The organism is Intrasporangium sp. (assembly GCF_036566125.1).
GTDB lineage: Bacteria > Actinomycetota > Actinomycetes > Actinomycetales > Dermatophilaceae > Intrasporangium.
Map to the genome: position 1 here is coordinate 1 of NZ_DATCWX010000046.1, position 11,664 is coordinate 11,664.

The 11,664-nt window shown below is 68.4% G+C and carries 13 protein-coding genes; 7 read left to right on the forward strand and 6 right to left on the reverse strand.

The genetic code is table 11. The features are described from left to right. The coding region (locus VIR15_RS02860; protein WP_331925962.1) for a DUF1254 domain-containing protein at nucleotides 1-535 on the reverse strand (535 nt) is incomplete at its 3' end. A 372-nt stretch (nucleotides 536-907) separates the two neighbouring features. Between VIR15_RS02860 and VIR15_RS02865 the strand changes: the two genes are divergently transcribed. Further along, nucleotides 908-1,162, forward strand: coding sequence for a type II toxin-antitoxin system VapB family antitoxin (locus VIR15_RS02865; protein WP_331925963.1), 255 nt, complete (start codon nucleotides 908-910; stop codon nucleotides 1,160-1,162). A gap of 1 nt (nucleotide 1,163) precedes the next feature. Next, nucleotides 1,164-1,559 (forward strand): type II toxin-antitoxin system VapC family toxin, encoded by a 396-nt coding sequence (locus VIR15_RS02870; RefSeq protein WP_331925964.1) that lies wholly within the window; start codon nucleotides 1,164-1,166, stop codon nucleotides 1,557-1,559. Nucleotides 1,560-1,800: 241 nt separating this feature from the next. Here the strand turns inward: VIR15_RS02870 and VIR15_RS02875 are convergent, their stop codons facing one another. Together VIR15_RS02875 and VIR15_RS02880 are read right to left on the reverse strand one after the other, a co-directional pair. Then, nucleotides 1,801-2,475, reverse strand: coding sequence for a response regulator (locus VIR15_RS02875; protein ID WP_331925965.1), 675 nt, complete (start codon nucleotides 2,473-2,475; stop codon nucleotides 1,801-1,803). Continuing rightward, on the reverse strand, nucleotides 2,472-4,133 hold the full coding sequence (locus VIR15_RS02880; protein WP_331925966.1) for a sensor histidine kinase: 1,662 nt from the start codon (nucleotides 4,131-4,133) through the stop codon (nucleotides 2,472-2,474). The genes VIR15_RS02875 and VIR15_RS02880 overlap by 4 nt, the downstream gene beginning before the upstream one ends. 106 nt (nucleotides 4,134-4,239) lie before the next feature. Between VIR15_RS02880 and VIR15_RS02885 the strand changes: the two genes are divergently transcribed. The 5 genes from VIR15_RS02885 to VIR15_RS02905 all read left to right on the forward strand — a co-directional run bounded on the left by VIR15_RS02885 (nucleotide 4,240) and on the right by VIR15_RS02905 (nucleotide 8,357). Then, the gene (locus VIR15_RS02885; RefSeq protein ID WP_331925967.1) at nucleotides 4,240-5,277 is read left to right on the forward strand and encodes a Bug family tripartite tricarboxylate transporter substrate binding protein; all 1,038 of its coding nucleotides are present in this window, start codon (nucleotides 4,240-4,242) and stop codon (nucleotides 5,275-5,277) included. A 2-nt stretch (nucleotides 5,278-5,279) separates the two neighbouring features. After that, nucleotides 5,280-5,807 (forward strand): tripartite tricarboxylate transporter TctB family protein, encoded by a 528-nt coding sequence (locus VIR15_RS02890; protein ID WP_331925968.1) that lies wholly within the window; start codon nucleotides 5,280-5,282, stop codon nucleotides 5,805-5,807. Continuing rightward, nucleotides 5,807-7,366 carry a tripartite tricarboxylate transporter permease gene (locus tag VIR15_RS02895; protein ID WP_331925969.1) on the forward strand — a complete coding sequence of 520 codons (1,560 nt, stop codon included), beginning with the start codon at nucleotides 5,807-5,809 and terminating at the stop codon, nucleotides 7,364-7,366. Before VIR15_RS02890 ends, VIR15_RS02895 begins: the two co-directional genes overlap by 1 nt. Next, nucleotides 7,363-7,755 (forward strand): universal stress protein, encoded by a 393-nt coding sequence (locus VIR15_RS02900; protein ID WP_331925970.1) that lies wholly within the window; start codon nucleotides 7,363-7,365, stop codon nucleotides 7,753-7,755. The genes VIR15_RS02895 and VIR15_RS02900 overlap by 4 nt, the downstream gene beginning before the upstream one ends. Before the next feature lie 173 nt (nucleotides 7,756-7,928). Continuing rightward, nucleotides 7,929-8,357: a nitroreductase/quinone reductase family protein gene (locus VIR15_RS02905; protein ID WP_331925971.1), complete on the forward strand. Its 429-nt coding sequence runs from the start codon at nucleotides 7,929-7,931 to the stop codon at nucleotides 8,355-8,357. Between the two features lie 32 nt (nucleotides 8,358-8,389). Here VIR15_RS02905 and VIR15_RS02910 read toward each other — a convergent pair whose 3' ends face one another. The 3 genes from VIR15_RS02910 to VIR15_RS02920 all read right to left on the reverse strand — a co-directional run. Beyond that, on the reverse strand, nucleotides 8,390-9,562 hold the full coding sequence (locus VIR15_RS02910) for an MSMEG_1130 family ribosome hibernation factor (RefSeq protein ID WP_331925972.1): 1,173 nt from the start codon (nucleotides 9,560-9,562) through the stop codon (nucleotides 8,390-8,392). 101 nt (nucleotides 9,563-9,663) lie between these two features. Beyond that, nucleotides 9,664-10,710: a glycosyltransferase family 4 protein gene (locus VIR15_RS02915; protein WP_331925973.1), complete on the reverse strand. Its 1,047-nt coding sequence runs from the start codon at nucleotides 10,708-10,710 to the stop codon at nucleotides 9,664-9,666. An 18-nt stretch (nucleotides 10,711-10,728) separates the two neighbouring features. After that, nucleotides 10,729-11,664: glucosylglycerate hydrolase family protein (locus VIR15_RS02920; protein ID WP_331925974.1), on the reverse strand; the 936-nt coding region annotated here is incomplete at its 5' end.

The following is an 11,664-nucleotide window of genomic DNA, read 5'->3' on the forward strand; positions in this document are numbered from 1 at the left end:
CGAACGTGCGGTCGAACGCGGTCAGCCCGGCCGCAAGCGTGAGCAGTGCCTTGCGGGTCGTGTCGAGGCTCGGCCTGTCGTAGTCGGGCAGGTCGAACCGGTGAGCGGCGCCTGCCGAGAGGACGAGGCCGTCCTGCAGCCTGGTCGCCTCCGCCACGTCGGCGGAATCGCCGGGGTCGACAAGGACTCGGACGGCCACGGCGACATACGGGGTCTCATGGCGGTCGATGTCGAGGCGGTGTTGTCCCGGCTCGTGAAGGATCTCGTTGATGTAGTGGTCTTGGTTGACGATCATCACCGAGACGTAACGGTCATCGTGCTCAGGGATCGTGACGGTCGCCCCAGCGGTGATGTCGACCACGGCGAAGCTGTACAGGGTGTCGCGGTTCATCCGGATCACCGTCTGGTGGTCGACGGACGCCGGTGCGCGGTTGTGGGAGAGCACGTTGACACCGCCGGCGTCTCGTTGCAGTCCGTCGAACATGCGGTCGGTCTCGGCCCGGACAAAGTTGTCGACGTTCACCTGAATCCCCATGGGCGGGAGTCTGCCACCAACCGCGTCGACGTCACCCCCACTTCCCAACGGAATGGGCGGCTCGGGACGGCGTTTGGTGACACTCGACCAGGATGGTGCGGCGCGAAGTGCGCACTCGACGGTGGTGGTGGGTGGCTGTGGGGTGGAGTTGGCCCACATCCAATCGAGTGAACAGGATTGGGCAGCAATTTCCCAAATGCTGTTCACTCGATCAGAGGTCGACGCGACGGGGACAGCTGAGCGCGGACCGAGCCCGGCGGTGTACGGCAGAGGAACGTCAGAGTTGCATCGCTTGCGGACAACACTGACACCGTCTTCCTGTTGACGGAAATCTTCCCTATCATCCTCCTTTCTTCCTGTTAAGGTAGAAGCATGGCTCTGAACATCAAGGATGAAGAGACCGACCGACTCGCGCGGGAACTCGCGCGGATCACCGGAGAGAGCATCACGGTCGCAGCTCGTGTTGCTATTGCCGAGCGGCTTCAGCGAGTCAGGTCGATGTATGCGCTCAGAGCCAACGAGAGTGCGCTGAGGGAGATAATCGATCGCGGCCGTGCACGCGCACTACTCGATGCGCGTCCTGTGGACGAGATCCTCGGCTACGACGAGCACGGGCTACCGTCCTGACATGGTGGTCGACACTTCGGCGTTGGCGGCAATCGTCCTGGGCGAGAGCGACGCCGAGCGATATCTCGACGCGCTGACGTTGTCCGAACAAGTGATCCGGGTGGCAGCCGTCACCGCCGTCGAGGTGGCCATCGTCGTCGAGGCCCGCCAAGGCCCGGAGGCGGGACGCGACCTCCGGCTGCTCCTCGATCAGCTTGGTGCACAGGTCATGCCTTGCGATGAGGTCCAGGTGACGGCTGCCATCGCCGCTTGGAGGCGGTTCGGCAAGGGCCGCCACCCCGCGCAGCTCAACCTCGGCGACTGCTTCTCCTACGCACTTGCCCAAGCGATGGCGGAGCCACTCCTCTTCAAAGGCAACGACTTCTCACAGACGGACGTGCGGGCAGCGGTTGGCTGACTGCTCGCACCGCCTCTAAGGGGCCCTCGCCCGGTAGGTCGTCCGCGGCTGACCCCACCCGATGAAGTGAACACCATTCGGGCAGTGACCTCCCAAATGCTGTTCACTCGATCGAGACTGGTGGACGCGGGCGGTGACGCGAAGTGCACACTCGACGGAGACGTGGATGGTGGCGGCTGACCCTCTTCCTGATCGAGTGAACAGGATTTGTGGAGTGACTTCCCAAGTCTTGTTCACTCGATCAGCGGGGACGGTAACGGCGCTCGGGGCGGCCCGTGGTGCCATATCGCAGGGACACGTCCGCCACTCCCTTCTCTACGAAGTGCTCCAGGTAGCGCCGGGCGCTGACTCGCGAGATCCCCACGGCCTCAGCACATTCCGTGGCTGAAAGCGAATCAGTGGCAGCACTGAGCGCTCGCTGCACCGCCTCCGCGGTCTCGGCCGACAGCCCCTTCGGCAGCGATACCGCGCCCGCTCGCTTCACCCCGCCCGAGCCGAAGGCGGCGTCGATCTCGGCCTGCGTCAACTCCCCGGCGTCGACAGCGCGAGCGCGCTCAGCGGCATACGTCATGAGTCGTTTCTCGAGGTCCTCGCGCGAGAACGGCTTGAGCAGGTACCCGACGACGCCCTGCCGGACGGCGGCCCGCACCGAGTCGGCCTCCTTCGCGGCGGTGATGACGAGGACGTCGCACGTCTCCCCCGCTGCCCGCAGCTGTGTGATGACCTCGAGACCGAAGATGTCGGGCAGGTAGAGGTCGAGGAGCACGAGGTCGGGCTGGAGCTCCCGAACCAGGTCCAGCGCCTCGGCTCCGGAGCTCGCCGTGCCGACGACCTCGAATCCCTCTGTCCTCTCAACGAACCCGCGATGAATGCGGGCGACCATGAAGTCGTCGTCCACGACGAGCACGCGGGTCATCGGCTCTCCACCACCGCGGCTGGCTCGACGGTGAGACGCGCGATGAAGGTTGCTCCGGAGGGAGTGCGCTCGACCTCGACCTCGCCGCCCCGGCGCTGGCAGATGAGCCGGGTCAGGGCCAGGCCGATGCCGCGCTCCCCCGCCTCGGCTGCCTTGGTCGTGAAGCCGTGCGTGAACACCTCCGTGACGATCTCGGGTGCCACGCCGGGCCCGGAGTCCGACACGACGACCTCGACGGTGCTTGTCGGGGTGCCCTCGTCCTGGTGGATCGCCAGCTCGACCCACCGATCCACACCGCCCGCGGTCGCCGCGGCATCGATCGCGTTGTCGACGAGATTGCCGACCACCGCGGAGAGGTCGGCCGAGTCGTGCGACGAGACGCGGCTGAGCGAGGTGTCGTCGGAGACCCTCAGCTCGACGCGGCGCTCCGCTGCCTGGGCCGCCTTGGCTATGACGAGCGCGGAGATGGCGGTGTCCTTGATCGTTCGGGCCAGGGTCAGGTCGAGCTGGGCTCGATGCTCGCTGACCGAGTCGACGTAGCGGACCACCTCGTCATACTCGCCGAGCTGGATGAGCCCCGAGATCGTGTGCAGCTGGTTGGCGAACTCGTGCGCCTGGGCGCGCAGCAGCTCGGTCGTGCTGCGGAAGGAGCCGATCTCGCGCTCGAGGGCAGCGAGCTCCGTGCGGTCGCGAAGGGTGGTCACCGAACCGAGCGGGCGACCGTCCTTGGCCACCTCCATCCGGTTCATGACGAGCACGCGCCCGCGGCGCAGGACGACCTGGTCCCGCTCGTCCCCGGTCTCACCGACCAGGACCTCGCGCAACCGTGGACCGATGGGCAGGTCGGCGATGGCCATCCCGACCGCCCGCTCCGGCAGGTCGAGGAGACGCTGGGCGACGTTGTTGACCAAGGTGATCCGGTTGTTCGTGTCGAGGGCGACGACTCCCTCCGCGAGGCCGTAGAGCATCGCCTCCCGGCTCTCCGCGAGACCTGCGATCTCGCGCGGCTCGAGGCCGAGGGTCTGTCGCTTGATCCTTCGTGCGACCAGCCACGAGCCGATCCCGCCGAGGGCGAGCGCGATGCCGAGGTAGGTCAGCAGGTAGGAGGACGCCCCTTTGAGCCGATCGACGATCGAGGGCATCTCCACGGCCACCATGACCGTCCCGAGGTGTGTGCCGACCGCCGGTTCTGGTTCGTCGGACGCGCGGTTCGGATCCGGCGAGTAGAGCACCGGCGTCTGGGCCACGAGCATCCGGCGGCCGCCGACCTCCATCGCCCCGGTCCAGGCTGCTCCGCGAGCAACGTTGGGCGAGCCCAGGCCAAGCGGCTCACCCTCGGTCGTCGGGTCCGACGACCTCTTCACGACCCCGGCGGTATCGGCGACGGAGACGACGGACAGGCTGTAGCGCGTGATGGCTCCCTGGACGACGCTGGGCATGGCGTTGATGACCGCCTCCGGCGCGAGTTCCTGGCGCACCACGGGAGTGCTCGCGAGCTGCTCGGCGATGGCGAAGACACGTCGCCCCTCGGTGCGGGTGAACGTCGCCTCGGACTGGGCAAGAGAGACGAGCGCGACCGTGACGAGCACGGTCAGCAGGATCGCCATCTGGGCGACGAGCAGCTGCCCCGCGAGCGTGAAACGGCGCAGTCTCCGCATGACCAAAACGAACTCAACCTTCATTGCTGACACAAGGGCGACACGACCTCGTGGCGCGGGACACGATCATGCCCTTCCAACCCATGACGCGAAAGAGGCCTCAAGGATGAGCACGCGCAACTCCCCCCGCAAGACCGCCCTGTTCACCGCAGGGATCGCCGCCACGGCTCTCGCCCTCACGGCGTGCGGCGCGACCGCCGACGATGGCGGCGACGCCGGCGCGGGGGCTACCGGTGGTGGCAACGGCGCCCCTGCCACCGGCCTGCAGCTGATGGTGCCCAACGCACCCGGCGGCGGCTACGACACGACGGCTCGCACCGTCGCCCAGGTGACGGAGGCGGAGAACATCACCGGCACCGTCCAGGTGTTCAACCTTCCCGGCGCCGGCGGCACCGTCGGTCTCCAACGGATCGTGAACGAGAAGGGCAACGGCAAGCTCGCCATGCAGATGGGCCTCGGCGTCGTCGGTGCGGCCTACACGCAGAAGTCGCAGGCCACCCTCAACGACACGACGCCGATCGCCAAGCTCATCGAGGAGGCTGGAGCGATCGTCGTCTCCAAGGACTCGCCGTACAAGGACATCACCTCGCTCATCGATGCGTGGAAGAAGGACCCGTCGAAGGTCAACGTCGGCGGCGGCTCGTCGCCGGGCGGACCCGACCACCTGCTGCCGATGCAGCTGGCCAAGGCCGTCGGTATCGAGCCCACGTCGGTCTCGTTCATCTCCTACGACGGTGGCGGGGAGCTCCTGCCGGCCATCATCGGCAACAAGATCGCGTTCGGCGCGAGCGGCTTCGGGGAGTTCCTCGACCAGGTCAAGGCCGGTGAGGTCAAGGTGCTCGCGGTCACGAGCGAGGAGCGCATCGACGCCCTCCCCGACGTGCCGACCTTGAAGGAGTCCGGTGTCGACTTCACCTTCACCAACTGGCGCGGCATCGTCGCACCGCCGGAGATCTCCGACGCCGACAAGGCAGTCTGGGTCGACGCGCTGACGAAGATGCACAGCTCGCAGGCGTGGAAGGCCGAGATGGAGAAGCGCGGCTGGACCGACGCCTTCGTCACCGGTGACGAGTTCGGCACCTTCCTCAAGGAGCAGGACACCGCCGTCGCCGACATCCTCAAGAGCCTCGGGCTGGTCAACTGATCATGTCCGACCGCGAGGTGGACCGCACCGGTGCCGCCGCGACCGCCCGCGGGGACCGCGCACAGTACGGTGTGTGCGCGGCCCTCGCGGGGCTCGGGATCCTGCTCCTCGTCGACGCGGCACGCATCGCGCATGTGACGAGCAGCAACGACCCCCTGGGTCCGCGGCCGGTGCCGATCGTGCTCGGCATCCTGCTCATCGTGACGGCAGTGATCTATGCCATCGACGTGTGGCACGGCGGAGTGGGCGAAGCCGAGGGCGGTGAGGATGTCGAGCCCGGCAGTCGTGCTGACTGGAAGACCGTCATGCTGCTCATCGTCGTCTTCGGCGCCAGCGCGATGCTCATCAACCCGCTCGGCTGGGTCATCACCGGCAGCCTGCTCTTCTGGGGCTGCGCCTTCGCTCTCGGCAACCGGCACCACATCCGCGGGCTCGCCATCGGCATCACGCTCGCCCTGATCACCTTCTACGGCTTCGCGATCGCTCTCGGCGTCAACCTTCCGGCCGGCATCCTCAAGGGAATCCTCTGATGGACAACCTCAACAACCTGATCGAGGGCTTCGGGCACATCCTGACCCCGATGAACCTCCTCTTCGCCTTCATCGGGGTCACCGTCGGCACCGCCGTCGGCGTCCTGCCGGGCATCGGACCGGCCATGACCGTCGCGCTCCTGCTGCCGATCACCTACGGCCTTGAGCCGACGCAGGCCCTGATCATGTTCGCGGGCATCTTCTACGGCGGCATGTACGGCGGGTCGACCACCTCGATCCTGCTCAACACGCCTGGTGAGTCCGCCTCCGTCGTCACCGCGCTCGAGGGCAACAAGATGGCCAAGGCCGGGCGGGCAGCGCAGGCGCTGGCCACCGCGGCCATCGGCTCCTTCGTCGCCGGCACGATCGGCACGGCGCTGCTCGTCCTCGTCATGCCGCAGGTCGTCGCCTTCGCGATCAACCTCGGCTCACCCGAGCTGTTCGCCATCCTGATGGTCGCCTTCGTCGGCGCGAGCGCGGTGCTCGGCTCATCCCGCGTGAGAGGGTTTGCGTCCCTCCTCGTCGGACTGACGATCGGCGTCGTCGGCATCGACTTCGTCACAGGCCAGCAGCGCCTCACCTTCGGCATCCCCCAGCTTGCCGACGGCATCGACATCATCATCGTGGCGGTCGGTATCTTCGCCGTCGGTGAGGCTCTCTGGGTCGCCGCCCACCTGCGCCGCAAGGCAGGCACCGTCATCCCCGTCGGCCGGCCCTGGATGGGGCGCGACGACTGGCGCCGCTCCTGGAAGCCGTGGCTGCGCGGCACCGCCTTCGGCTTCCCCTTCGGCGCCATCCCGGCCGGGGGCGCAGAGGTCCCCACCTTCCTGTCCTACCTCACCGAGCGCCGCTTCTCGAAGCACCGCGACGAGTTCGGCAAGGGCGCGATCGAGGGCGTCGCCGGCCCGGAGGCGGCGAACAACGCGTCGGCCGCGGGCACCCTCGTGCCACTCCTCGCGCTCGGAATCCCGACGAACGCCACCGCCGCGATCATGCTCTCGGCGCTGATGGGCTGGGGCTTCGAGCCGGGGCCGTTCCTCATCGAGAAGCAGCCGATCCTCGTCTGGACACTCGTCGCGAGCCTGTTCGTCGGCAACACGATGCTGCTCCTGCTCAACCTCCCGCTCGCGCCCGCCTGGGCCAAGCTGCTCCAGATCCCCCGTCCCTACCTCTACGCCGGGATCCTCTTCTTCGCCACGATGGGCGCCTATGCGGTCAACGCCCAGCCGTTCGACCTGTTCCTGCTGCTCGCGCTCGGGCTGCTCGGCTTCGCCATGCGTCGCTTCGGCCTGCCGATCCTGCCGCTCATCATCGGTGTCATCCTCGGACCGCTCGCCGAGAAGCACGGCCGCCGCGCGCTCCAGCTGTCCGGCGGTGACATCAGCGGACTCATCGGCGGACCGGTCGCGTGGGCCTGCTACGGGATCATCGTTGTGGTCATCCTCTGGCCGCTCATCGCCCGTCTCGTGCACGCCCTCCGTGGCGGTCCGCAGCGGTCGGATGGCCCTGGCCCCGACGGATCCGGCCCTGACCGCGCCAACCAGGAGGTCTCCGCGTGACGATCGTCGTCGGCTACATCCCCACCCCTCAGGGTGAGGCCGCGATCACGGCGGCCATCGCCCAGGCGAAGGCGCATGACGCGTCGCTCATCGTCGTCAACATGTCCCGCGACGACAAGCTCGTCGACGCGCACCGTGCCGAGGGGAGCCAGCTCGACCGGGTGGATCTCGAGCTGTCCGAGTCCGGCGTCCAGCACGAGATGCGCCGCATCGACCACGGGACCGACCCTGCGGAGGAGATCCTGGAGCTCATCCGCGAGGTCGATGCCCGGATGCTCGTCATCGGGCTGCGTCACCGCACTCCCGTCGGCAAGCTGCTCCTCGGCTCCACGGCCCAGCGCCTGCTGCTCGACGCGCCGTGTCCGGTCCTCGCGGTGAAGGCGCGCTGACGCCCACACCTTCTGACGGGACTCGGGAAACGCGGCGGACGCGTTTTCTGCACACTCGGCCAAACGCCCGCGGTCCCAACGGCAGTGCTCAGCAAACCTCGGACTGGCCCGCGCCGTGGTTGACTCGTCATCGAGCACTCCCCGCGCGAACGATCGAGGATGACATGGCGTCGATGGCACAGCGACTCTGGAAGGCCGGCAACGCGGCGGCCACCTGGATGTACCGGCGTACCGGCGGGAAGGTCGGCGGTCGGGCGAGGGGCGGCAGCTCCGTGCTCCTGCTCACGGTGGCCGGACGCAGGTCCGGGAAGCCACACACGGTGCCGGTGGCGTACGTCGAGCGCGACGGCGCCTACTACCTCGCGGCGACCGCCGGGGGTCAGCCGAAGGAACCGCAGTGGGTGCGCAACCTCCGCGCGGCCTCGACCGCGACCATCGAGGTCGGCCGCGAGAGGAAGACGGTGTCGGTCGAGGTGCTGCGCGGAGCCGACTCCGACGCGGCGTGGAAGGACGTCATCGTCGCGACCTACCCCTCCTTCGCCCCCTACGAGGCGAAGTCGGGTCGCCGGATCGCGGTCGCCCGCCTGACCCCGACGGCGTGAGCGTCCGGTAAGACGGCAGCGGTCAGCGAACGTCACCACCGGAGCAGCGCGGCGATCCCCTCTGCATCCTGCAGCGCCCCGTTGGCGGCACCTTCGATCGGGCTGACTCGCGCCCCAGTGGTGAGCGCCCGCTCGACCAGGCGTTCGGTCAACCTCGGCTCCGGCTTCCGCTCCTGCCCGCCCGGCGCGACCTCGTCACCGGCGTACAGCTCCCCGTCCGCAGCCACCGAGCCCACGTACCGGACCTCTGGGTCGTACACCAGATGATCGACCCGGCCGGCATTCAACGCCTGTGCCACCTCGGACAAGCCGACGACTGCCGCACCCGAGCCGCCGACCTCGCGCATCCGCTCGACGAGCTGCCTCTCATGCTCATTGTGCTGTTCGTGCACCAACTCGGTGACGGTCGCGGCGAGTGTCCCCTCGTCGAGTCCATTGAGCACCCGACTGTCACCAAAGACCTTGTCGCGCAGCGGTTGCGGGAACCTCTCGATCATCGGGCTGGTCCAGCGATCGCCGCCACTGACGAGGATCCGTTGCCACTTTCGTTGGTCGGCAAGCCCTGCAGCGACGGTGGCCGCCTCGTCGAGGAAGCGCTCGGCCCGGTCCCGCGCGCGGTCCTTCTGCTGCTCACGCTTCGGGGAGTGGTACTGCCCAGGCGGGCCCCCGCCGAGCTGTCCGCTCCGCTCGTGTGACGCCTCGACGTACTCCTGCTCCAGCTCGCGGACCAGCTCGAGGGTGCCGAGTCGCCACTCGAGGAGCTGGGCATTGTCGGCGGAGACGATGACGACACCAGCAGTGCGGCCCTCGTCCAGCTGTTCCAGCAGTGGATGGAGGAACGGGCCGTCATCCAGGACCACCCTCGGACTCACTGGCATCGCACTCTCGAAGCGGTCCACCCAGCCGCTTCCCAAGGCGGCGAAGGCAATGCGGCTTCGTCCGGAATCCATCGGGCTGGCCAAGCTCTCCACCTCCGGCCACAGGCGCTCGAGCGCCGCAGCAACGGGGCGGCTCCGGTCGCCGGCCTCCTCGGTCACCCGCCGCTGCAGCTCGCGGAACCGGTTCTTCAGGTCGATTCCGGCGGCCTGCAGGTTGGGGTCATGCCTGAAGTCGGCGTTCACATAGACCGACAGCACCCCCAACTCGTCGGTCCGGTGCGCCAGGTCCTTCAGGCCGTCCTCGTCCAACCGCTCGATCGCAACCATCCATCGTGTGTACCACAGCACAAGAAAAGGGGGTATGCCGCTGAGCTCGCTTTCGTCGGGGAGCGCGCTCAGCGGCATACCCCCTTCTCCTACGTGTTATCTCAGGCTGCCGTCGCGCGGCGCCCCATCGCCTGCCGGTAGACCTGCACGTACTCGTCGACCATCCGCGGGATGTCAAACCGCTCCTCTGCCGCGGCGCGGCAGTCGGCTGGGGCGAGGTCGCCGACCCGACGAAGCAGGCCCGGCAGCTCGGACTCGTCCTCGGCGAACAGTCCGGTGCGGCCCTGCTCGAGCACCTCGGGCACTGAGCCCCGCGCCATCGCGACGACCGGCGTGCCGCAGGCCAGAGACTCGATCATGACCAGGCCGAAGGGCTCGTCCCACTGGATCGGGAAGAGCAGGCACCGCGCCCGGCCGAGCAGCTCCAGCTTGTCCCGGCCACCCACCTCGCCGAGCCATTCCACGTCCGGTCCCAGCAGCGGCTCGACCTGCTCCGCAAAGTAGGCCTGCTCCTCCGGCTCGACGCACTTGGCCGCGATCTTCAGCGACATCCCCGCCGCGCGCGCCGCCTCGACCGCCTCGGGTGCGCCCTTGTCGGGGGACATCCTGCCGAGGAAGAGGGCCCAGTCCTCCTTGTCCTCGCGGAACGGGAACTCGGACACGCACACGGCGTGGTGGATCGTCCCGGCCCAGCGCATCGGCAGGCCGTTGGATCGCTGGTCCTCTGAGATGGCGACGAGGTCGACGACGTCGCTCACCGACTGGGCGACGATGCCCATCTCGTCATCCATCGGGGAGTGCATCGTCGCGATCGTCGGGGCGTTGCGGGAGCGCGCCACGAGCAGGCCCGCGACGGTGTTGTCGTGGATGACATCGAACGTCTCGCGGGCCAAGGCCGGTTCGAGCGTCGCGACGTGGACGATCTCGGGCATCAGCTGCCCCATTCGGTCGAACTGCGCCTCGTCACGCAACCGGACGAACCGCCCCTTCGTCGTCGAGTTGCCGACGCCGTAGACCGTGACGTCGTGGCCACGCTCGACGAGGCCGTCGGCGAGGTTCGAGAGGAAGAGCTCAGTCCCGCCGTAGCCCTCGGGAGGGATCTCGGTGTACGGGGTGGCGATGACGGCGATCCGAAGGGGGTCGTTCATGTGGATGCTCTCGTGGGTTCAGGGGGCCACATCTTGGCCCACCAGCCCTTCCACTACCCATTCGAGCCCCTCGGGGATGGCCGCGCCGTCGATGTGGTTGCCCTCGGCCCGGACCTGGAGGCGCCCCCCGGCGAGCGGCAGGCCGGTGACGGAGAGGATGCCGAGCCGTTCCGGCACGCGAGGTCGCGCCCGCAGGAGGCCATGGTGCACCTCGGGCTCCAAGCCGAGCAGGGCCCGAGCAAGATGGATCGGCACGGCCGAGGCCCAGGCCTGCGGTGAGCACGCCGTCGGATACGGCACCGGCACCGGGTAGGCGTCGCGCTCGAGGCCGGCGAACAGCTCCGGGAGTCGCCCGCCCGATGCGGCTGCCGCGGCGAGGATGCCCTCGGCGATCCGGCGGCCCTCGTCGACGAAGCCGCGGTGCATCAACCCGTAGGCGATGAGCGCGTTGTCGTGCGGCCAGACCGACCCGTTGTGGTAGCTCATCGGGTCGTACGCGCCCATCGACGTGGCCAGGGTGCGCACGCCCCAGCCGGAGAACAGCTCGTCAGAGACCAGGTGCCGGGCCACCGCCGGCGCATGCTCGTCGTCCACGATCCCGGTCCAGAGAGCGTGACCCATGTTGGACGCCAGTGCATCGATCGGGCGTTTGTCCTTGTCGAGCCCGACGGCGAACCAGCCGCGCTCGGGCAGCCAGAAGCGCTCGTTGAACGCGGCCTTGAGCCGGCGGGCCCGATCCTGCCAGTGCTCGGCCAGCTCCGGCTCGCCGCAGAGCTCCGCGAGCGCAGCCCGCGCACTGAAGGCCGCATAGACATAGCCCTGCACCTCGCACAGCGCGATGGGAGCCTCGGCGATCGTCCCGTCGGCAAAGTTGATCCCGTCCCACGAGTCCTTCCAGCCCTGGTTGACCAGGCCGCTTGGCGTCGCCCGCTCGTACTCGACGAAGCCGTCGCC